The organism is Georgenia sp. SUBG003 (assembly GCF_000715355.2).
In the GTDB taxonomy this organism is placed as follows: Bacteria; Actinomycetota; Actinomycetes; order Actinomycetales; family Actinomycetaceae; genus Georgenia.
In genome coordinates, this window is record NZ_CP180204.1 from 1,688,698 (window position 1) to 1,710,706 (window position 22,009).

Below are 22,009 nucleotides of genomic sequence, written 5' to 3' on the forward strand. Positions count from 1 at the left end.
TCGACGATCCACACCAGCTCCTTCGGGGTGGACTCGTCGTCGTCCATGTCCACCACGGCCGGGTAGGCCCGGTTGTCGAGGGTGAGGTAGGGCGCGACCTTGGCCACGCGCTCGTGCGGGTCCCGGTCGAACAGAATCTGCGACTCCGTGGTCACGCGGTCCGAGAAGAGGATCTGCATGTCGCCGAACTTCAGGGCGTAGAGCAGCTTCTGGAAGAAGTTGCCGACCGACGGCCCGCCGTCGCCGGCGTAGGTGGTGTTGACGGCGCTGTTCTCCGCGTCGTCGTCGGGATAGTCGAGCTCCCACGGGTCGGTGCCCTCGGGAGCGCCGACGATCGAGTACTCCGGGCTGTCCTGACCGAAGTAGACGCGCGGTTCGTAGTCGCCGAGCTCACCGACGCTCGGGATGCCCTGCTCGAAGAACGCGGGCCGTCCGTCGGACGCCGTCGTGTTGCCGTAGGCGGCCACGACGCCGAAGCCGTGGGTGTAGACCGTGTGGTCGTTGATCCAGGTGCGCTGGTCGGCGCCGAGGCCGTCCTGGTTGAGCTCCCGCACGGCGATGACCGTGTCCCGCTTCTCGCCGTCGATGTCGTAGCGGTCGACGGAGAGGGTCGGGGGGAAGCCGTAGTACTGGCGGTTCTGCTGCAGCTGGTTGAACGTCGGGGAGACGATGTTCGGGTCCAGCAGGCGGATGGACGCGGTGGACTGGCTGTCCGCGCGCAGCTGGCCGGCCTCGGCCTCGGTGGTGGCCGAGTACGTCTCCACCTCGATGTCGTCGAGGCCGTACGCGGCGAGGGTGGCGTCGATGTTGCGCTGGATGTACGGCTGCTCGACGCTCTGGGCGTTCGGCTCGACCTGGAATCGCTGGATGACCGCCGGGTAGGCGGTGCCCACCACCAGCGCGGAGACGATCATGACGGCGATGCCGGCGACCGGGAGGGTCCAGGAGCCGCGGAAGGCCGAGACCACGAAGAGGACGACGACGACCAGCGCGATCCCGGCGAGGATCGCCTTGGCGGGCAGGTTGGCGTTGATGTCCGTGTAGGAGGCGCCGGCGAAGCGGTCGTTCTCGCTCACCAGCATCGAGTACCGGTCGAGCCAGTAGCTCACCGCGATGAGCGCCACGAAGATCGCTGCCAGCACGGAAAGGTGCACGCGCGCCGCCGGCGAGACCTTCTGCTGCCGAGGCGCGAGGGAGATGCCGCCGTAGAGGTAGTGGGTGATGAGGGCGGCGACGGCGGAGAGGAACACGACCGTCATGAGGAACGAGACGACCGCCCGCACGACGGGGAGGGTGAAGACGAAGAAGGAGATGTCCAGGCCGAACTGGGGGTCGTCCTGGCCGAAGCCCTCCTGGTTGAGCACCGTGAGGACCGGCCGCCACATGCCGCTGAGCGAGGAGCCGGCGAAGAGACCCAGCACCACCGGTGCGCCGATCATGATCAGCCTGCGCAGGGGCTCGATGCTCTCACGGTAGCGGTCGAGGTTGCGCTCCTCCGGCGTCGTCGGCGGGTAGATCTGACGGCGGGAGTACGCGAGGTGCAGGTTGAGCCACACGGCCGCACCCATCACGGCGAACCCGATGACGAAGAGGATCGCCCGAGTGACCCACTCGCGGAGGAGGACGTCCGTGAAGCCGAGGTGGCTGTACCACTGGACCTCGGTCCAGACCTGGGCCAGTGCCATGACCGCGGCGGCCAGCACGGCCAGCACGACGAGAGTCGGGACGAAGGCGCCGCGACGGCGAGGGGCCGAGTCCGGACCGGAACGACGGGGGGCGGATGCGAACGTCACTGAGCACCTTCGGGTCGGTCGTGCAGTTGTCTTGCTGGTCGGCCGTGCCGTGCTTGCCGGAGGCCTTGCCGTGGCCGGCGTGGTCGGCCCGGAGGTTCCACGTGCCACCACGCACAACGCCCCGGCCTGGTCCAAGGTTCCCACATCTGAGGCATGCCGGGGCAAACACCTCGTCCCGGCGCCCTCGGCGTCCCCTGGTCTTTTCGCTCTCGTCCCGGCTCGCGGGATGATGTCGGCATGAGCGACGAGCAGCCCGGTCCCGTGACTCCCACCGCCCATCTGTCTCCCACCGCCCGCGAGCGCGCGCTCCGCCTGGCCGTGGACGACATCGAGCGCCACGCGGCCGCCCTCGGGTGGGACGCGCCGGTCTTCGTGTTCGCGCTGGTGCGCACCGCCGGTGCCATCGCCTCCGCTCCTTCCCTCGCGCAGGAGCTGCCGCCGGAGGCCGTCAGCGCCGCCCAGGAGGACCCGGAGCACCTGACGAGCATCGAGCAGGACGGCCTGCCGGAGGCCTCGACGATCGAGGAGCTGCTCGGTCAGCTGGCGTGGCCGGAGGAGGTCGACGGCGCCGCCATCGTCGTCGAACGCATGGTCGTTCCGCCGGAGGCGGAACGCGACATGCCCGAGGACTCCCAGGCCGCCGTCGAGTACCTCATGTCCCACCCGGACCGGCAGGACGTCCGGATGGCGGCGGGGGTTCTGCGCACCGGTGAGTCCTGGTGCGCACTTCGCAGCCGCAGCCACGACTTCGACGACGCGGTCGCCGGTTCGCCGGACGCGGTGCCCGGGCTGGTCGAGGCGTTGCGGGCCACGTTCGCCTGAGCCCTGGCACCCCGCCCGCCCCGCGGGCGGGGCCCGGCCCGCCTCAGCCCGACGGCCTGCCCCAGGGCGACTCAACGGCCCGCCTCAGGTCAACGGGCCGCGGGGGCCTCGCACGCCGGGAGCGATCCGCCGTCGCCCGCGGCGATGGCCTCGACCGCCTGCCGGGCGTCGCCCAGCGTGCCGATCCGCACGACGTCGAGCCCCTGCGGGACGTGCCCGACGACCTCGTCGCAGTTGCCCTCCGGCGCGAGGAACCAGTCCGCTCCGGCGCGGCTCGCACCGACGAGCTTCTGGCGGATGCCGCCGATGGCCCCGACGTTCCCCGCGAGATCCATCGTCCCCGTGCCGGCGACCTTCTCGCCCCCGGTCATCTCGCCCGGTGTCAGGGTGTCGATGATGCCCAGTGCGAACATCGTCCCCGCGCTCGGGCCGCCGATGTTGTCGATGTCGAAGTCGACGTCGACCGGCAGCTCGACCTGGGGGTCGAGAAGCACGCCCAGCAGTGAGCCGGACGGCGTCTGCGCCGGCCCCGCAGCGGTCTCCGGGTGCCCCGTCGTGGTCAGGGTGAGATCTGTCGGACTGCCGTCACGCACCACCCCGAGGGTCACCGCAGTGCCGGGCGCGGTGCGGGAGAGGACGGCCGAGAGGTCGGAGAAGCTCTCCACCTGGGTGCGCTCCTCACCCTCCGGCTGGATCGACGAGATGACGTCGCCGGTCCTGACGACGCCGTCGGCCCCCGAGTCGGGCGCGACGCCGTTGACGGTCAGGACCATCGGGATGTCGTACCCCACCTGCTCGAGGGCGGCGACGGTGGCGTTGTCCTGGGAGGAGGTCATCTGCGCCGTCGACTGCTCGTCGATCTGCTCGCGCGTGGTGCCGTTCGGGAAGACGGCCTCCACCGGCAGCACGACCTCGTCCTCGGCCAGCCACCCGGCCACGACGTCGGCGGCGGTGACCGGGTACCCCGGACCTCCGACCACCGAGACCGTGGTCAGCCGCAGCTCACCCGAGGTGGGGTACGTCGTCGCGCCCTCGACCTCGATGAGCGGCTTGTCGTCGACCTCGCCGAGGGTGTTCACCGTCGGGCCCGGGCGCTGGACCGCGTAGGGCAGCGGGACGAGCATGATGACGAGGAGCAGGGCCGAGAGCAGCGCACCGGAGAGCACCATCGTCACCGCGCGGCGGGACACCTGGAGGTCCTCGTCCGTGCCGGCAGCGGCCGGCTGCGCGGGTGCGCCGGCGGACCGGTCGGGCGCAGGGCCTCGATGGTGCCCGGCCCGGCCGGTGTCCTGCTCGCTCACCGGGTCATCATGCCGCACGATGCTGGACGTTCCCTGGGCGGTCGCCCCGGGCCGTGCCGGCCGGGACCACGCCCCGCCCACTTCGCAGTCCCACGTCCTCACTTCCTCACGTCCCGCCGTCCTCCAGTCCCCGACGGACCCCCCAGCCCGCCAGGCGCCCGCCCGCTGCGCCCTGAGCGAACCGCCGCGCGCCCCGCGGCCCCGCCGGTGCAGACGCTCGACGCACGCGGTTACCGTGGAGACCCACCACCGTCAGGAGCTGTCATGAGCCAGGACCCCACCCGACCCGAGGGCGGCGACCCCCACAGCTGGGAGGAGCTGCTGCGCTCGATGATGGGGCCCGAGGCCGCCGAGGAGGCCATGCGCGCCATGCGCGCCTCCGGCCTCGACCCTGAGGCGATGTCGCGCGCGGCCGGACTGCCCGCGGACCGCAACCAGCTGATGATGATGATCGGGCAGATGCAGCAGCTGCTCGCCTCCGGTGGTGGCGAGCCGGTCAACTGGCGCCTCGCTCACGATCTCGCGCGGCAGACCGCGCACACGGGCGGTGACCCGTCCGTGACCGCCGCCGAGGCCGAGCGGGTCCGGTCGGCGCTCGCCGTGGCCGATCTGTGGCTGGACACCGCGACCGAGCTGGGCCCGGCGGGAGGGCGTCAGGAGGCGTGGAGCCGAGCCGACTGGGTGGAGCGCACGCTTCCCACCTGGAAGCGGCTCTCCGAGCCGGTCGCGACCTCGGTGTCGCAGGCGCTCGTGGAGACGATCGAGGCGCAGTCCGAGCATCTGCCGCCGGAGGTCCGGGCGATGGCGGCACAGCTGGGGCCGGTCCAGGGCATGCTGCGCCAGCTCGGCAGCGCGGTCTTCGGGATGCAGGTCGGGCAGGCGGTGGGGACGCTCGCCCGGGAGGCCTTCGGCCCCGCGGACACCGGTCTGCCGCTGGTCGAGGAGCCGACGACGGCCCTCGTCCCGGCCAACGTGGCCGACTTCTCCGAGGGGCTGGACGCTCCCGCCGAGGAGGTCCGGCTCTTCCTCTCGGTGCGGGAGGTCGCGCACGCGCGGCTCTTCGCCCACGTCCCGTGGCTGCGCGCCCACCTGCTCGGCATCGTCGAGTCCTACGCCCGCGAGATCACGATCGACACAGAGGCGATGGAGGAGGCGGTCCGCGGGATCGACCCCACCAACCCGGAGCAGCTGCGGGAGGCGTTCTCAGGAGGGGTGTTCGCCATCGAGCAGTCCCCCGCCCAGCAGGCCGCCCTCGTCCGGCTGGAGACCGCCCTCGCGCTCGTCGAAGGATGGGTGGAGGAGGTCACCGCTCAGGCGGTCGCCCCTCACCTCCCCCACGCCGTGCCGCTGCGCGAGATGCTGCGACGCCGCCGCGCGACCGGGGGTCCGGCCGAGCAGACGTTCGCCACGCTGGTCGGCCTCGAGCTGCGGCCGCGCCGCCTGCGGGAGGCCGCCGCGCTCTGGGCGACGCTCGGCGCGGAGCGCGGGACAGCCGAGCGTGACGCGCTGTGGTCGCACCCCGACCTCATGCCGACGCCGGAGGAGCTGGACGACCCGAAGGGCTTCGTCGCCGCCCGACGTGCTGCACGGGCCGCCGAGGAGGACGTCGACGCCGCGCTCGCCGCCCTCCTGAACGGCACGCTTCCCGAGGACGACGGCGGACCGGACACCTCCGACGACGCCGGCACCCAGAACTCAGGCGGCGAGGACTCAGCCGGCGAGGACGACGAGCCGGCGCGCTGAGCGGGCGTCCCGCGGGCCGACCCGAAGTCGCCACTGCCGGTCCTGCGCGCCGCGGGCCGGCCACGTCGCGCCCCCGGCCCCGTCCGGGAGCACCTGCGGCGCACGCCAGTCGTTCTCGCGGGCGATCCGCAGCCCGAGCAGGGTGGCCTCGCCCGCCCCGACGCCCTCGTCCGCGCGGCCGTCCTCGAAGCCGGCGAGCACGTGCGAGATCTCCTTGAAGGTCGCCACGGTGTCCGCGCCGCGGGTGGGCCGGACCGGCTCGCCGGCCGTGATCTTGTCGACCAGCTCGATCGTGGAGGTGGGGGTCTGGTTGTCGAAGAACTCCCAGTTGACCATCACCACGGGCGCGTAGTCGCAGGCCGCGTTGCACTCGACCTGCTCGAGGGTGATCTTCCCGTCGGCCGTCGTCTCGTCGTGCCCGACGCCGAGGTGCTCGGAGACCCGCTCGAAGATGATGTCCCCGCCCATGACGGCGCACAGGGCGTTGGTGCACACGCCGACCGTGAACTCGCCGTTGGGGTGGCGCTTGTACTGGGTGTAGAACGTCGCGACCGCGGAGACCTCCGCGCGCGTGAGGCCCAGGATGTCGGCGCACAGCGTGATCCCGCGCGGGGAGACGTAGCCGTCCTCCGACTGGACCAGGTGCAGCATCGGCAGCAGCGCGGAGCGCGGCTGCGGGTACCGCGAGATGATCTCGGCGGCCTCGGCGCGCAGGCGCGCGTCGGCCTCGGGTGCGAAGGTCTCGCTGGACATCAGCGGTCCACCCCTCCCAGGACGGGGTCGAGCGAGGCGAGCGTCACGACGACGTCGGCCAGCTGCCCGCCCTCGCACATGATCGCCGTGGACTGAAGGTTGGAGTACGACGGGTCCCGGAAGTGGGCCCGGTAGGGGCGGGTGCCGCCGTCGGAGACGACGTGGACCCCCATGACGCCCTTGGCGTGCTCGACCGTGACGAACGCCTGCCCGGCAGGGACGCGGAAGCCCTCGGTCACCAGCTTGAAGTGGTGGATGAGGGACTCCATGGAGGTCGACATGATCTCCTTGATGTGCTCCAGGGAGTTGCCCTGGCCGTCCGAGCCGATCGAGAGTTGGGCGGGCCAGGCGATCTTCTTGTCGGCAACCATGACCGGCCCCGGCGCCGCGTCCAGGCGGTCGAGCGCCTGGAGCACGATCTTGATCGACTCGTAGCACTCCTCGAACCGGACCATGGTGCGGTTGTAGGAGTCGGAGTAGTCCCGGGTGGGCACGTCGAAGTCGAACGTCTCGTAGCCGCAGTACGGCTGGAGCTTGCGCAGGTCCAGCGGCAGGCCGGCGGCCCGCACCGAGGGTCCGGTGAGCCCGAGCGCCATCGCGGCCGAGAGCGAGACGTAGCCGACCTTCTGCTGGCGGGCCTTGAAGATCGGGTTCTCGACCGTGAGGTCCTGCAGCTCCTTGACCGAGAGCCGGATGTTGGGCAGCAGCTCACGCACGTAGTCGGTGGTGCCGGGCGGCAGGTCCTGCGCCACGCCGCCGGGCCGGATGAACGCGTGGTTCATCCGCAGGCCCGTGATGCGCTCGAAGATGCGCAGGATGTCCTCGCGGCCGCGGAAGGCGACCGTCATCATCGTCGTCGCGCCGAGCTCGTTGCCGCCGGTGCCGATGGCGACGAGGTGGGAGGCGATGCGGTTGAGCTCCATGAGGAGCACCCGGATCAGCGAGGCCCGCTCGGGCACCTCGTCGGTGACGCCGAGGAGCTTCTCGACGCCCAGGCAGTAGGCGACCTCCTGGTAGAAGGGGGCGACGTAGTCCATGCGGGTGCAGAACGTCACGCCCTGGGTCCAGGTGCGGTACTCCATGTTCTTCTCGATGCCGGTGTGCAGGTACCCGGTACCGACACGCAGCTCGCGCACGTACTCGCCGTCGATCTCGAGCACGAGCCGGAGCACGCCGTGGGTGGACGGGTGCACCGGGCCCATGTTGACCACGATGCGCTCCTCGCCCAGGCGCTCGGCCTCGGCGGCGATCTCCGCCCAGTCGCCGCCCTCGGCGACGAACTCCGGCGCCCCTGGCGCCTCGTCGGCCGGGCGGGCGGCGGCGGGGCGGGCGTGGTGGACGCGGACATCAGCGGTACGACCTCCGGTTGTCGGGCGGCGGGATGACGGCGCCCTTGTACTCCACGGGGATGCCACCGAGCGGGTAGTCCTTGCGCTGCGGGTGGCCGACCCAGTCGTCGGGCATGAGGGTGCGGGCGAGGGCCGGGTGGCCGTCGAAGACGATGCCGAACATGTCCCAGGTCTCGCGCTCGTGCCAGTCGTTGCCGGGGTAGGTGTCGACCACGGTCGGGATGTGCGGGTCCGACTCCGGGCAGGTGACCTCCAGCCGCAGCTGCCGCACGTGCGTGACGGAGAACAGGTGGTACACGGCGTGGAGCTCGCGCCCGGTGTCCTGGGGGTAGTGGACGCCGGAGACGCCCAGGCACAGCTCGAAGCGCAGGTCCTGGTCGTCGCGCAGCGCCCGGCAGACGGCGTCGACGTGGTCGCGGACCACGAAGATCGTCAGCTCGCCCCGGTCGACCACCACCTTCTCGAGCACCGCGTCGGGGTCCAGCCCCTGCTCGGTGAGGATCTCGGCGAGGATGTCGACGACCTCGTCGAACCAGCCGCCGTAGGGCCGCTCGGACGCGGGCGGCAGGGCGATGGTGGAGACCAGGCCGCCGAAGCCGGACGTGTCGCCGGTGCCCTCGACGCCGAACAGGCCCCTGCGGGTGGCGATCACCTCGAGCTGGGTGCGCGCCCCGCGTGCCGGCCCCGCCGGGAGGTTCTGCGAACCGCCCTCGGCGGCTGCCGCCGTCGGCCGCTGCCCGACCTCGGCGCTGCCGGCGCCGGGCTTGGCGGCCGCGGCCGCCGACTGCTTCTCGTCGTCGCGCTCGCTCACGCCAGCAGACCCTTCATCTGGTGCGTCGGGGTGGCGGCCAGGGCGGCCTCCTCGGCCTTGCGGGCCGCCTCCTCGCGGTTGACGCCCAGCGGGGCGTTCCGGATCTGCTCGTGCAGCTCGAGGATCGCGTTGATGAGCATCTCCGGGCGCGGGGGGCAGCCGGGCAGGTAGATGTCGACCGGGACGATGTGGTCGACGCCCTGCACGATCGCGTAGTTGTTGAACATCCCGCCCGAGGACGCGCACACGCCCATGGAGATGACCCACTTGGGCTCGGGCATCTGGTCGTAGACGTTGCGGATGACCGGGGCCATCTTGTGGCTCACGCGGCCCGAGACGATCATCAGGTCGGCGTGGCGCGGAGATGCGCGGAAGACCTCCATGCCGAAGCGGGAGATGTCGAATCGCGGGGTGCCCGTGGCCATCATCTCGATGGCGCAGCAGGCCAGACCCATGGTCACCGGCCAGACCGACGACTTGCGCGCCAGGCCCACGATCGACTCGACCGTGCCCAGCATGAAGCCGGCGGGAACCTTCTCCTCGATACCCATGCGTGCTACCTCAGTCCCACTCGAGCCCGCCGCGGCGCCACTCGTACAGGTACGGCACCGTGATCAGGAAGATGAAGCCGAGCATGGCCACCAGACCGAAGAGGGCGAGCTCGGAGAACGCCACCGCCCACGGGTAGAGGAAGACCACCTCGATGTCGAAGATGATGAACGTCATGGCGACCAGGTAGTACTTCACCGGGAAGCGCGCGGAGCCGGTCGCCCGCGGCGTCGGCTCGATGCCGCACTCGTAGTTGGCCACCTTGACGCGGTTGTAGCGCTTGGGGCCGATGACGGCGCTGGCCGCCAGGCCGCCGATCGCCATCGCCGCGGCGACGCCCGCCATGATGAGCAGCGGGACGTAGGGGTTCGTCATCGTGCCTCCGTCGGTTCACCACGACGACCGTCCGCCTGCGTGACGGCCGTCTCCTCGCCAGCGTACGTGTTTCGCGTCACGACACTGAAAACGCTCACCCGTCGGACCGTCATGACGCCGGCGCCAGCTTCGTCAGGGCGGTGATGGTCCGGTCCATCCAGTCCCCGTCACGGCGGTCGAACCCGTCGGAGAGGAGCTTCATCGTGAATCGCATGAGGGTGGGCCTGGGCAGGCCGTGCTTGACGCACAGCCGCATGATCTCGGGCCGCTCGATGAGCCGCGCGAACACCTGGCCCAGGGAGTAGTAGCCGCCGAGCTCCTCCGCGAGGATCTTGGGGTAGGTCCGCAGCGTCTTCTCCAGCGCGTAGCCCGAGCTGCGGGAGAGCGCCTGGGAGACCACGTCCGCCGCGATGCGCCCGGACTGCATCGCATAGGCGATGCCCTCGCCGTTGAACGGCGAGACCATGCCGCCGGAGTCACCGACGAGCAGCAGGCCCTGGCTGTAGTGCGGCTTGCGGTTGAACGCCATCGGCAGCGCGGCGGAGCGGAGCTCCCCGATCTGGTTCTCGGGGGTGAACTCCCACTCCTCGGGGGCGTTCTCCATCCAGGTGCGGAACATCCCCTTGTAGTCGAGCCCGGTGGGCTTCGCCGTCGACGACAGCGACCCGAGGCCGACGTTCACCGTGCCGTCGCCCAGCGCGAAGATCCAGCCGTAGCCCGGCATGAGGTTCGACTCGCCCGGCCTGCCGTCCCACAGCTCCAGGTGCGACTCCATCATCGGGTCGTCGTGCCGGGGCGAGCGGAAGTAGGTGCGCACGGCCACGCCCATGGGGCGGCCCATGTCCTTCTCGATGCCCATCGAGGTGGCGAGGCGCGCGGAGACGCCGCCGGCGTCGACCACCACGGGGGCGCGGAAGGTGACGTCGTCGCCCGTGCGGCGGCCCCGCGCGTCGACCGGCTTCGCCGTGACGCCCAGGATGCGGCCCGAGCGCTCGTGGCGGAGAGGTCCGGTGACGGCCGTGCCCTCGCGCAGGTCGGCGCCCGAGGCCCGCGCGTGGCGCGCGAGCGTCTCGTCGAGGTTCATCCGGGACCGCGCCAGGCCGTACGCCGGCATCTCGGCGAGCTCGGGCCAGGGCAGCTCGATCGTGTGGCCGGCGCCGTGGGTGCGCAGACCCCAGTTGCGGATCCACCCCTCGGACTCGGGGGTCGGGACGCCCATCCTGATGAGCTCCGCGACGGCGCGGGGGGTGAGCCCGTCCCCGCAGACCTTGTCGCGGGGGAAGACGCCCTTCTCCAGGAGCAGGACGCTCAGCCCGGTCGAGGCCAGGTAGTGTGCCGCGGCCGCTCCGCCGGGCCCGGCACCGACGACGATGACGTCGGCCTCGGCCTCGGTACGCACAGCGGTTCCCAACGTCATCGCTCCAGGAAGGTGAGGGGCCGAAAGGCCCGGACGGCCAGGAGTCTATAAATCCGGGCCTCGGTCGTCTTGTTAGGTGAGCCTAAGTGGCTTCGCCGGGCGGTCGCGGGGACGAAGGTCCCTCGTCCGGCACCCCCGGTGTGTGCAAGGGAACCGCGGCGGCGTGCGGGCGGTCACACTGGCCGCACCGCCCGGTGCAGGGCGACGATCCCGCCGGAGAGGTTCCGGTAGGCGACCTGCCGCCAGCCGGACCGCTGGACCGTGCGGGCGAGCCCGAGCTGGTCGGGCCAGGTCACGATCGACTCGGCGAGGTAGGTGTAGGCGTCGGTGTTCGAGGACACCAGGGAGGCCACCCGCGGCAGGACCTGCCCGAGGTAGACCTCGTAGAGCGTCCGGAACGGCGCCCAGGTGGGCCGGGAGAACTCGCAGATCACCAGCCGGCCGCCCGGCCGCGTCACCCTCAGCATCTCGCGCAGCGCGCGCTCCGTGTCCGCGACGTTGCGCAGCCCGAAGGAGATCGTCACGGCGTCGAACGTCTCGTCGGCGAACGGCAGCGCCATCGCGTCGCCGGCGATGAACGGCAGGTCGGGCCGGCGGCGCTTGCCCACCTCCACCATCCCGGTGGAGAAGTCGCACGGGACGACGTCGACGCCCGCGTCGGCGTACTCCTCCGACGACGTGCCGGTGCCCGCCGCGAGGTCCAGGACCCGCTCCCCGGCCCTGGCGCCCACGGCCTTGCGGGTCGCGACCCGCCAGATGCGGTCCTGGCCGAGGGAGAGGACGTCGTTGGTCAGGTCGTAGCGACGGGCGACGCCGTCGAACATCCCGGCGACCTCCCGCGGGTCCTTCTCGAGGGTGGCTCGGCTCATGGGGCCATCATCCCAGGTCTGTCGCCCGGGTCACGTGGAGGCGGCGGTGGCGGGTCGCGACCGGCCAACCGGTCACGACGGGTCGGGAACGTCCCCGGGGCATAAGGTGACCGCGATGTCCCCGACCGAGACCCCACGCCGCCCCGGGCGCGCCGCGACCCGCCTCGTCGCGCCGTCGTCGGGGGCCGGCCTCGTCGCCCGGACCGTCGCCGTGCCGGACCCCGGCGATCTCCTCGCCCTCCTGCCGGGCGCCGACGCCTCCGCCACCTTCTCCTGGGTCCGCCGGGGCGAGGGGCTCGTGGGCTGGGGCGAGGCCCTCCGTATCGGCACGGCGGGGCCGGACCGTATCCGGGACGCCGACGTCGCCTGGGCCCGGGCGGCGGCGGACCTGGACGCGTCGACGAGGTGGGCGTGCCCGGGACCGGGCCGGTGGCCTTCGGCTCGTTCTCCTTCGCGCCGGCCTCGCGGGCGGGCGGCGTGCTGGTCGTCCCGGAGGTCGTGGTCGGCCGACGCGAGGGCGTGGCCTGGATGACGACCGTGTCGTCGTCGGGCGTCAGGCCCGGTGCGCCGCCGCCGCCGTCCCCGGCCCTCTCCCCCGGGGCCGCGACGTTCTCCGACGGCGTGCTCACGGCCGCGGAGTGGGTGGCCGCCGTCGCGGAGGTGGTCCGCCGCATCCGTGCGGGCGAGGTGTCCAAGGTGGTCATGGCCCGGGACGTCGACGTCCGGACGCAACGGCCGCTGGACGTCCGCCACCTCCTCGGCCGCCTGGCGGCGAGATACCCGGCGTGCTGGACGTTCAGCGTGGACCGCCTCGTCGGGGCGACGCCGGAGCTCCTGGTGCGCCGGGAGAAGGGTCTCGCCGCGAGCCGGGTTCTCGCCGGCACCATACGGCGCACCGGCGACGACGCGGACGACCTGCGGCGGGCCGCCCAGCTCGCGCGCTCGTCGAAGGACCTCGAGGAGCACGAGCTCGCCGTCGCCTCGCTGGTGCGCGGCCTGCGCCCGTACTGCGCGTCGATCAACGTGCCCGAGGCGCCGTTCGTGCTCCACCTGCCCAACGTCATGCACCTGGCGACGGACGTGACCGGGGTCGTCGACGGCACCTTCGGCCACCCGAGCACCTTCCCGGCGCACTCGCGCGACGGCCGCGGGCCGTCGAGCCTCGCGCTGGCGGCCGCCCTGCACCCGACGGCCGCGGTCGGCGGAACGCCCACGGGGCTGGCCACGCAGATCCTCGCCGAGGCCGAGCGGATGGACCGCGGACGCTACGCCGGGCCGGTCGGCTGGATCGGTGCCGACGGCGACGGCGAGTGGGGCATCGGATTGCGCTCCGGCGAGCTCTCCGCCACGGACCGGCACCGGATGCGGCTGTTCGCCGGCTGCGGCGTGGTGGCCGCGTCCGACCCGGAGGCGGAGCTGGCGGAGTCGGAGGCGAAGCTCCGGCCATGCGGGAGGCCCTCGGCGGCTGACCCCGTCCCGCCGCACGTGCCGTGCCGGCCGACCAGCATGCCGCCAGGAACGCCGTCGAGGTCCACCATGGAGCCACCGCGGCGGGCGCGCTCCGGGCGTTCGCCCTGACGCCAGGGAGCACGACATGCGCACGACCCGGACACGGACCACCGCCCACGGTGCCACGGGCGGACCACGGGCACCTCTGGCCAGGACCGGCGCCGTCGGCGGGCTGGCCGTCTGCACGGCGACTGTGGTCCTGGCACTGGTCCCCCCGGCGACGGCGGAACCGGCCGACCCGGGCCGGCCCCGCTACTCCGCCGGCAGCGACGGCACCGGCGACCCGTACTTCCCGCTGGCGGGGAACGGCGGGTACGACGTCCAGCACTACGACCTCGACCTCACGTACATCCCGCCCGCCGCCGCGCCCGCACCGCTCGAGGGACGCCTCGAGGGGACGGCGACGATCGAGCTCGTCACGACGCAGGGCCTGGACCGCTTCAACCTCGACCTGCGGGGGCTCACCGCGACGAGCGTCGAGGTGGACGGCAAGCCTGCGCGCTTCACCCAAGAGGGCACGAACGAGCTGGTCGTCACCCCGCGGCCAAAGCTCGAGGACGGCGACGAGGCCGAGGTCGTCGTCACCTACGGCGGCACCACCCGGCGCCCCACCGACGTGAGCGGGGCGTTGTACGGCTGGGTCACCACCCGCGACGGCGCGATGGTCGCCAACGAGGCCGACGGCGCCGCCACCTGGTTCCCGGTCAACGACCACCCCACGGACAAGGCGACCTTCAGCTTCGACGTCACCGTCCCCGAGGGACTCGTCGCCGTCGCCAACGGGCTGCTCGCCGACCGGACCACCGTGGACGGCTGGACCACCTGGTCCTGGGACGCCCCGGACCTCATGGCGCCGTACCTGGCGACGGCGACGATCGGGAACTTCCAGCTGCGGGCGTCCGCGGCCGGCGACGTCCCGGTGATCGACGCCCTCGACCGGGACCTGCCCGCGGCCGGCAGGACGACGAGCGAGGGGACGCTCGGTCTCACCCCGGACATGATGACGTTCTTCGAGGGCATCTACGGCCCCTACCCCTTCGTCGCGTACGGCTCGATCGTGGACGACGACACCGTCGGCTACGCGCTGGAGACCCAGACCCGCTCGCTGTTCTCGAGGGTCGCGTCCGAGAGCACCGCGGCCCACGAGCTCGCGCACTCGTGGGTCGGCAACGCCGTGAGCCCGGAGCGCTGGGCCGACATCTGGCTGAACGAGGGCTGGGCCGCCTACAGCGAGCAGCTCTGGACGGAGCACAGGAACGGCGCCACCACCGAGCAGCGGTTCGACGCCCTCATGGCCCGGCCCGCGTCCGACCCGTTCTGGGACGTCGTCATCGCCGATCCCGGCCCGGTCGACATGTTCGCCGAGGCCGTCTACGACCGCGGTGCCGGCACGCTCCACGCCCTGCGCCTGAAGATCGGCGACGGCGCCTTCTACGAGCTGGCCGACGAGTGGGTGGCGCGGCACGACGACGGCACCGCGTCGACGGCGGACTTCGAGGCCCTCGCGGAGGAGGTCTCCGGGCAGGACCTGGAGAGCTTCTTCACCGTCTGGCTGCACACCGCGGGCAGGCCGACGAGCTGGTAGCCGCCCAACCGGCCACGTACGCCGCTGTGCCGGGGCACGATGGGAGCCACGGGGCACAGGGTCGTACCACGGGAGCGCGCCATGAACGAGCAGCAGCTGACCAAGGTCCGGGACGGCGTCGGCTTCGTCGCGGCGCTCGACCAGAGCGGCGGCAGCACGCCGAAGACGCTCCGGCGGTACGGCATCGAGGAGAACTCCTACGGCGGCGAGGAGGAGATGTTCGACCTCGTGCACGAGATGCGCACGAGGATCATCACCTCGCCGGTCTTCGGCGGGGACAGGATCATCGGCACGATCCTGTTCGAGAACACGATGGACCGGGAGGTCCTCGGCCGGCCCTCCGCCGACTACCTCTGGAACGTCAAGCACGTCGTCCCGTTCCTCAAGGTCGACAAGGGCCTGCAGAAGGAGGCCGACGGCGCCCGCCTGATGAAACGCATCCCGTACCTCGACGCGCTGCTCGAGCGTGCGCTGGCGCACGGCATCTTCGCCACCAAGATGCGCTCGACCGTCACCCTCCCCGGGCCCGGCCTCGCCGACGTGGTCACCCAGCAGCTCGACGTCGCCGAACGGATCCTCGCCACCGGGCTGGTGCCCATCGTCGAGCCGGAGATCGACATCCACAGCCCCCGCAAGGCCGACGCGGAGGACCAGCTCGTCGAGGCGCTGACCGCCCGCCTCGACCGGCTGCCTCCCGAGCACCAGGTGATGCTGAAGCTGACGCCGCCGGAGACCGACGACCTGTACGCCCCGTTCGTCGCCCACCCCAACGTGCTGCGCGTGCTGTTCCTCTCGGGCGGGTACAGCCGCGAGGAGGCGAACGTGCGGCTGGCGCGCAACCACGGCGCGATCGCCAGCTTCTCGCGGGCGCTGACGGAGGGACTCTCCGTCTCGCAGACCCAGGAGGAGTTCGACCGGGTCCTGGACGAGTCGATCGCGAGCATCGCCGCGGCGTCGGCGACGTGACCGGGGCGGCCGGCCCCGCCTCGGGGACGACGGCGGACGAGGGCGGACGAGGGCGGACGAGGGACCGTAGCCCTCCGCGGCGCGCCGTCGGCCGACTACGATCGGGCGCACAGCCCTGACCCGGGGGCACGCTCGCTGGAGAGTGGTCATGGACGACATCGTCACCTCAGCCATCCGCAACGTCGCCCTGGTCGGCCACGCCGCCGGCGGCAAGACCTCCCTGGCCGAGGCGCTCCTGCACCGGTCCGGCGCCACGCAGCGGCTCGGGCGCGTCGACGACGGCACCTCCGTGCTCGACACGGACCCCGAGGAGGTCCGTCGACGGCAGACCCTCACCCTGGCGATCGCCTCCGTGCCGTGGACCACGGCCGGCGGCCAGACCTGCAAGCTCAACCTCATCGACACCCCGGGCCACGACGAGTTCGACCTGGTCGTCGACGCCGCGCTGTCCGTGGCGGATCTCGCGGTCGTCGTCGTCAGCGCCGTCGAGGGCGTCCAGGCGGGCGACGAACGGGTGTGGGCCAGGTGCCGCGAGCTGGGCATCCCGCGGTTCATCTTCGTCACCAAGGAGGACAAGCCGAGCGCCGACTTCGAGAGCGTGCTCGCGGACCTGCGGGGCCGGCTCGGGGACCGGCTGTTCCCGCTCGAGCTGCCGATCGGCGAGAGGACGCACTTCTCCGGCGTCGCCGACGTGCTCTTCGACGTCGCCCACCTCTACGACGACGACGGGCAGGAGTCCACCGGCCCCGTACCGCCGGAGCTCGCGGACCTCGAGCGCAGCCGGCACACCGAGCTGGTCGAGGAGGTCGTCAGCGGCGACGACGACCAGCTCGAGAACTACCTCGCCGGCCAGGAGCCCCCGCCCGCCGACCTCGAGCGCACCCTGCGCCTGGCCGTCGCCGAGAGCGCCATCTTTCCCGTGCTGGTCGGCTCCGGCGCCACCGGGGCGGCGGTGGACCGACTCGGCGACTTCATCTGCGAGATCGGCCCCTCCCCGGACCTGCGCCCGGCGACCGTGCTCGTGGACGGCGAGCCCACAGCCGTGGTCGCGGACGCCGACGGCGAGCCGCTGGTCCACGTCTTCCGCACGCTCGCGGACCAGTTCGTCGGGCAGGTCTCTCTCCTGAAGGTGATCTCCGGGACCCTCCGCGAGGACGACCGGCTGGTCAACACCACCACCGGCGCGGAAGAACGGCTGCACGGGCTGTTCGGTCTGCGGGGCCGGACGCACCTCGAGACCAAGCGGGTCGTGGCCGGGGACCTCGCCGCCGTCGCGAAGCTCACCGACTCCCCCACCAGGACGCTCCTGGCGCTTCCCGGCCGGCCGGTGCGGCTGCCCGACCTCGCCGTCCCGCCGGGCGGATACACCCAGGCGGTCAGGCCGCTGACCCAGTCCGACGACGACAAGCTCACCGACGCGCTGCGGCGCCTGTGCGCCGAGGACCCGGCGCTCGTCGTCGTCCAGGACGACGAGTCCGGGCAGACGCTCGTCACCGCCGTCGGCGACACCCACCTCGCCGTGGCGCTGGAGCGGCTCGAGCGGAAGTTCGGCGTCCGGGTCTCCACCGAGGAGGTCCGGCTGCCCTACCGGGAGACCATCGCGGCCGAGGCCGAGGTGGAGGGCAAGGTGAAGAAGCAGTCGGGCGGGCACGGCCAGTTCGCCGTCGTCCGGCTCGCCGTCCGCCCCGCGCCCCGCGGCGAGGGCCTGACGTTCGTGGACTCGATCGTCGGCGGCGCCATCCCGCGGCAGTACCTGCCGGCGGTCGAGAAGGGTGTCCAGGACGCGCTGCTCGCCGGCGGCCCGAACGGGCACCGCATCACCGACCTGCGGGTGGAGTGCGTCGACGGCAAGTACCACTCGGTGGACTCCTCGGACATGGCGTTCCGCACGGCGGCCGCGCAGGCCGTGGCGGCGGCCCTGCAGCAGGCCGGCAGCGTGGTGCTCGAGCCCGTCTCGGCCGTCACGGTGACCGTTCCGGTCGAGGCGCAGGGCGACGTCCTGGGCGACCTCTCCGCCCGTCGCGGCCGGGTGGTCGACACGGGCACCGCCGACGACGGCTCGGGGATCATCGAGGCGCACGTGCCGACGGCCGAGCTGCGCCACTACACGGTGGACCTGCGCGCGATCACCGGCGGGCGCGGCACCGTGCGCGCCTCGCACGACCACTACGACCCGGTGCCCGAGCACCTCGTGGCGGCGACGCGCTCCACGGTGGGCGCGGGACGCTAGCGCTCACCACGCCGCCGGCCGCGCTGCGCCGCTGTCGTCACCGTGGTCCGGGACGCGCCCCGACGACCGGCCGGTGCGGGATCGACGACGCCACCGCAAGCGTCGCCAGAGAGGCCGCTCCCAGCACGGCGACCCACGCTCCACGTGGCGTCGGGGCCGGCCGGCCGAGCGCGCCGCGGCCCGTCGGCTCAGCGCGGCTCGACGCCCCGGTGCAGCAGCCCCCAGACGATGGCGTCCGTGAGCGCCTCCCAGCTGGCCTCGATGATGTTGGTGCCCACGCCGACGGTGGACCAGCTCTCGTGTCCGTCGGAGGTCTCGATGAGCACCCGGATGATGGCGTCCGTGCCCTGCTGGCTGTCGAGGATGCGCACCTTGTAGTCGATGAGCTCGAAGTCCTCGATCTCCGGGTAGGTGGCCACCAGCGCCGCGCGCAGGGCGTGGTCGAGGGCGTTGACCGGTCCGTTGCCCTCGCCGGTGCTGATCATCCGGCCCCGGCCGGTGCGCAGCTTCACCGTGGCCTCGGAGTTCACCAGCCCCTCGTCGCCCGGCCGGTGCTCGACGAAGGTGCGCCAGCTCTCGACGTCGAAGAAGCGCGGCGCACGTCCGCCGTCCAGCTCGGCGCGCAGCAGCAGCTCGAAGGAGGCGTCCGCGGCGTCGTAGGTGTACCCGGCGGCCTCGGCCTCTTTCACGCGCGTGGTGACGCGGGTCAGCAGCTCGGACCGGCCGGTCAGGTCGAAGCCGAGCTCGCGGCCCTTGAGCTCGATGGAGGCGCGCCCGGCCATCTCGGAGACGAGCATGCGCATGTCGTTGCCGACCGCGACGGGGTCGACGTGCTGGTACAGGTCCGGGTCCACGCGGATGGCGGACGCGTGCAGCCCCGCCTTGTGGGCGAACGCCGAGGCGCCCACGTAGGGCTGGCGCGCGTAGGGGCTGATGTTGGTGATCTCGGAGATCGCGTGCGCGATGCGGCTCGACTCGGCCAGCCCGTCGCCCGCGAGGGTCCGGGCCCCACCCTTGAGCTCGAGGTTCGCCACGCAGGTGATCAGGTCGGCGTTGCCGGTGCGCTCGCCGTAGCCGTTCACCGTGCCCTGGACGTGACCGGCACCGGCGGCGACGGCGGCGAGAGAGTTGGCGACGGCGCAGCCGGAGTCGTTGTGGGCGTGGATCCCGAGCCGCCCGTCGGTGGCCGCGCGCACCTCGGTGACCACCTGCGCCACCCAGTCCGGCAGCATGCCGCCGTTGGTGTCGCACAGCACCACGGTCGCCGCGCCCGCCTCGAAGGCCGTCCGCACGCAGGACAGCGCGTACTCACGGTCGTAGCGGTAGCCGTCGAAGAAGTGTTCCGCGTCGAGCACCACCTCCCGCCCGAGGCCGACGAGGTAGCGCACCGTCGCGGCGATCATGCGCAGGTTCTCCTGCCCGTCCGTGCGCAGCGCCCGCTCGACGTGCCGGATGTCCGACTTGGCGACCAGGGTGACGACCGGCGCCTCGGACTCCACCAGCGCCTGCACCTGCGGGTCCTCGTGCGGCTGCGCGCCCGCCTTGCACGTGGACCCGAACGCCGCGAGACGCGCGTGCCTGAGGTCGAGCTCCTTGGCCGCACGGGCGAAGAACTCGGTGTCCTTCGGGATCGCCCCCGGCCAGCCGCCCTCGATGTACCCCACGCCCAGCTCGTCCAGGAGCACCGCGATGGCGAGCTTGTCGGCGACGGAGAGGTTCATCCCCTCCTGCTGGGCGCCGTCGCGCAGGGTGGTGTCGTAGACCTGGACGACGTCGGAGGCGGGCCGGTGCCCGCCGGCCGGGCGGGCGAGGCCCGAGGTTGCGGTGGTCGACATGCGGTGCTCCTTGCACGGGGCCGCGCTGGGCGGCCGGCGGTGGTCCTGCGAGACGGCCCCCGCCTGCCGGTGGGGTGGTGCCGGTACCGGTCGCCGTCGGGGCCTGCCCGGCGGCGTCGTCGCCGGGAGGGGTGGCCCCGGCAACAAAAAGACCTCCCGGGTACGGGAGGTCTGCGCGTCGGACGGGTGTGCCCGACGCGCTAGCCGATAATCAGCTGGGGCTGCGTCACCCGGCCAAGTGTGCCACACCCCACGCCGGCCTGTCCCCGACGGGGCCAGCATGCGGACCGGTCCGGGCCGTCCCGCAACGCGCGCCCGCCGTCACCACGAGGGCGACGGCGGAGGCTGGCTCCGCCGTCGCCCTCCCGCCGGACGGAGCCCCGGGCCGACGCGAGCCCGTCAGACCAGGCGGTACATCCAGGAGTGCGGGTCCTCGCGGCGCCCGTACTGGATGTCGGTGAGGGCCGTGTACAGCTCGGTGGTCACCGTGCCGGGGCGACCGTCGGCGACGGTGATGTCGAACCCCTCTCCCGCGAGGCGCCCGATCGGCGTGATCACGGCGGCGGTGCCGCAGGCGAACGTCTCGACGACGTCGCCCGAGCGGATCTGCTCGAGCAGCGGGGCCAGCTCGATGGTCTCCTCCCGGACGGTGCGCCCGGCGTCGCGGAGCAGCTGGAGGATCGCCGCGCGGGTGCCGCCCTCGAGGATCGTGCCGGTCAGCGACGGGGTGCGGACCGTTCCGTCGGCGTCGACGACGAACACGTTCATCCCGCCGAGCTCCTCGAGATGCGTGCCCGTGGCGGCGTCGAGGAAGCAGACCTGCTCGAAGCCCTTCTCGTAGGCCTCCTGCTGCGGCAGCAGCGACGCGGCGTAGTTGCCGCCGGTCTTCGCCGCCCCCCATGCCGCCCGGGCCCACCCGGTGGTAGTCCTGCGCCACCCAGATCGACACGGGCTGGAAGCCGCTGGTGAAGTACGGGCCGACGGGCGAGGCGATGAGGAGGTACTCGAGCTCGTGGGCGGAGCGCACGCCGAGGAAAGGCTCCGTGGCGATCATGAACGGCCGCAGGTACAGGCTCGAGCCCGGCACGGAGGGCACCCAGCGGGCGTCGGCGGCGGCGAGGGCGGCCAGGGACGCGACGAAGTCCTCCTCGGGCAGCTCCGGCATGGCCAGGCGCCGTGCGGAGGCGTTGAAGCGCGCCGCGTTGAACCCGGGCCGGAACGTCCAGACCGAGCCGTCGGCGTGCCGGTACGCCTTGAGGCCCTCGAAGATCTCCTGGCCGTAGTGCAGCACCGCCGCCGCCGGCGAGAGCGTCAGCGGGGCGAACGCCTCGGTGCGCCGGTCGTGCCAGCCCTGCGCCGGCGTCCAGCGGGCACGGACCATGTGGTCGGTGAAGGCGACGCCGAAGGACAGGCTGTCCATGACGGCGTCGACGTCGGCGTCGGACGCCGGGGCGGAGCTGGGGGCGAGCGGGAAGCGGGGGGCGAGCTCAGCGGCGGCCGGCAGTTCGTCCGCGGAGAGCCCGGTCAGCGTGGTGACCTGGGACGAGGTGCTCATGGGGACCTTCTCGAGAGTGGGAGGTGCTGGGGAGACCGTAACGCCGACGGCCCGCCGGCGTCAGAGCCGGCGGGCTGGCGCTCGGGTCACGGCTGGCGTACGCCGTGCCGGATGCGCCCGGCGGTCAGGCCGGTACTCGCGCCCCCGCGCGGGCGGCGAGGGCGTCGCCGACGGCCGAGGTGGAGCGCGCGGCACCGTCCCGCCCGGCGATGTCCGCGGCGACGGCGCGCCGGCCGCTGGGGCCGCGGGCCGGGCGTCGACGGCTCCGCGGGATCCGTCCGGGGCCACCCAACGCCCGGACGGGACAAACGTCCCCGTGCCATCTCGCCGTCGGAGTGGCAGGATAGGTCGTAGCTGGACGGCACGACGATCGCACCACTCGTGACGGACCCGACGTTCCAGCAGGAGCGACGCGGCGGCGGTTGGTGACCACGGTCGGCGGGGTCGGCCAGCACGGGGGATGCAGCAACGCATCTTCCGAGGCCCGTCGACGAGAGCCGGTGATGCGTCGCCAGTGGAAGAACTGCACCGCTGCCAGGCCGTCAGA

16 protein-coding genes and 2 pseudogenes are annotated in these 22,009 nt (G+C 72.7%); 7 read left to right on the forward strand and 11 right to left on the reverse strand.

Features of this window, described 5'->3' with window-relative positions:
* Window positions 1-29: 29 nt before the first annotated feature.
* Window positions 30-2,072: pseudogene (locus tag DA06_RS08290) on the reverse strand (UPF0182 family protein); the annotation flags it as partial.
* Here DA06_RS08290 and DA06_RS08295 point away from each other — a divergent pair.
* The gene (locus tag DA06_RS08295) at window positions 2,031-2,615 is read left to right on the forward strand and encodes a PPA1309 family protein (protein ID WP_043499002.1); all 585 of its coding nucleotides are present in this window, start codon (window positions 2,031-2,033) and stop codon (window positions 2,613-2,615) included. The pseudogene DA06_RS08290 and the gene DA06_RS08295 overlap by 42 nt on opposite strands.
* Before the next feature lie 89 nt (window positions 2,616-2,704).
* Here DA06_RS08295 and DA06_RS08300 read toward each other — a convergent pair whose 3' ends face one another.
* Window positions 2,705-3,916: a PDZ domain-containing protein gene (locus tag DA06_RS08300; protein WP_418607383.1), complete on the reverse strand. Its 1,212-nt coding sequence runs from the start codon at window positions 3,914-3,916 to the stop codon at window positions 2,705-2,707.
* Between the two features lie 264 nt (window positions 3,917-4,180).
* Between DA06_RS08300 and DA06_RS08305 the strand changes: the two genes are divergently transcribed.
* Window positions 4,181-5,659 (forward strand): zinc-dependent metalloprotease, encoded by a 1,479-nt coding sequence (locus DA06_RS08305; protein WP_052436525.1) that lies wholly within the window; start codon window positions 4,181-4,183, stop codon window positions 5,657-5,659.
* Here DA06_RS08305 and nuoE read toward each other — a convergent pair.
* From nuoE to DA06_RS08340, 7 genes are all read right to left on the reverse strand, one after another.
* Window positions 5,627-6,412: an NADH-quinone oxidoreductase subunit NuoE gene (nuoE, locus tag DA06_RS08310; protein WP_418607385.1), complete on the reverse strand. Its 786-nt coding sequence runs from the start codon at window positions 6,410-6,412 to the stop codon at window positions 5,627-5,629. The two genes, DA06_RS08305 and nuoE, sit on opposite strands and share 33 nt — an antisense overlap.
* On the reverse strand, window positions 6,412-7,662 hold the full coding sequence (locus tag DA06_RS08315; protein ID WP_418607936.1) for an NADH-quinone oxidoreductase subunit D: 1,251 nt from the start codon (window positions 7,660-7,662) through the stop codon (window positions 6,412-6,414). The genes nuoE and DA06_RS08315 overlap by 1 nt, the downstream gene beginning before the upstream one ends.
* A gap of 97 nt (window positions 7,663-7,759) precedes the next feature.
* Window positions 7,760-8,572 (reverse strand): NADH-quinone oxidoreductase subunit C, encoded by an 813-nt coding sequence (locus DA06_RS08320; RefSeq protein ID WP_043499012.1) that lies wholly within the window; start codon window positions 8,570-8,572, stop codon window positions 7,760-7,762.
* Window positions 8,569-9,123: a NuoB/complex I 20 kDa subunit family protein gene (locus tag DA06_RS08325; protein ID WP_043499015.1), complete on the reverse strand. Its 555-nt coding sequence runs from the start codon at window positions 9,121-9,123 to the stop codon at window positions 8,569-8,571. Before DA06_RS08325 ends, DA06_RS08320 begins: the two co-directional genes overlap by 4 nt.
* 10 nt (window positions 9,124-9,133) lie before the next feature.
* Window positions 9,134-9,496, reverse strand: coding sequence for an NADH-quinone oxidoreductase subunit A (locus tag DA06_RS08330; protein WP_043499018.1), 363 nt, complete (start codon window positions 9,494-9,496; stop codon window positions 9,134-9,136).
* A 109-nt stretch (window positions 9,497-9,605) separates the two neighbouring features.
* Window positions 9,606-10,913, reverse strand: coding sequence for a geranylgeranyl reductase family protein (locus DA06_RS08335; RefSeq protein WP_043499020.1), 1,308 nt, complete (start codon window positions 10,911-10,913; stop codon window positions 9,606-9,608).
* Window positions 10,914-11,086: 173 nt separating this feature from the next.
* A complete protein-coding gene (locus tag DA06_RS08340) occupies window positions 11,087-11,782 on the reverse strand; it encodes a demethylmenaquinone methyltransferase (RefSeq protein ID WP_043499021.1) in 696 nt (231 codons plus the stop codon).
* 115 nt (window positions 11,783-11,897) lie between these two features.
* On the opposite strand from DA06_RS08340, the gene DA06_RS08345 reads away from it, so the two are divergent.
* The 5 genes from DA06_RS08345 to DA06_RS08365 all read left to right on the forward strand — a co-directional run bounded on the left by DA06_RS08345 (window position 11,898) and on the right by DA06_RS08365 (window position 18,072).
* A complete protein-coding gene (locus DA06_RS08345) occupies window positions 11,898-12,314 on the forward strand; it encodes a hypothetical protein (protein WP_418607389.1) in 417 nt (138 codons plus the stop codon).
* Window positions 12,311-13,360 carry an isochorismate synthase gene (locus DA06_RS08350; protein ID WP_418607937.1) on the forward strand — a complete coding sequence of 350 codons (1,050 nt, stop codon included), beginning with the start codon at window positions 12,311-12,313 and terminating at the stop codon, window positions 13,358-13,360. The genes DA06_RS08345 and DA06_RS08350 overlap by 4 nt, the downstream gene beginning before the upstream one ends.
* A gap of 16 nt (window positions 13,361-13,376) precedes the next feature.
* Window positions 13,377-14,876 (forward strand): M1 family metallopeptidase, encoded by a 1,500-nt coding sequence (locus tag DA06_RS08355; RefSeq protein ID WP_418607390.1) that lies wholly within the window; start codon window positions 13,377-13,379, stop codon window positions 14,874-14,876.
* 81 nt (window positions 14,877-14,957) lie between these two features.
* Window positions 14,958-15,842 carry a fructose bisphosphate aldolase gene (locus tag DA06_RS08360; protein WP_043499028.1) on the forward strand — a complete coding sequence of 295 codons (885 nt, stop codon included), beginning with the start codon at window positions 14,958-14,960 and terminating at the stop codon, window positions 15,840-15,842.
* Between the two features lie 148 nt (window positions 15,843-15,990).
* Window positions 15,991-18,072, forward strand: coding sequence for an elongation factor G (locus DA06_RS08365; RefSeq protein WP_043499030.1), 2,082 nt, complete (start codon window positions 15,991-15,993; stop codon window positions 18,070-18,072).
* A gap of 188 nt (window positions 18,073-18,260) precedes the next feature.
* On the opposite strand, the gene cimA is transcribed toward DA06_RS08365, so the two are convergent.
* Together cimA and DA06_RS08375 are read right to left on the reverse strand one after the other, a co-directional pair.
* Window positions 18,261-19,907 carry a citramalate synthase gene (gene cimA, locus DA06_RS08370; RefSeq protein ID WP_418607392.1) on the reverse strand — a complete coding sequence of 549 codons (1,647 nt, stop codon included), beginning with the start codon at window positions 19,905-19,907 and terminating at the stop codon, window positions 18,261-18,263.
* Window positions 19,908-20,306: 399 nt separating this feature from the next.
* Window positions 20,307-21,462, reverse strand: a pseudogene (locus DA06_RS08375) (branched-chain amino acid aminotransferase).
* Between the last annotated feature and the right edge of the window lie 547 nt (window positions 21,463-22,009).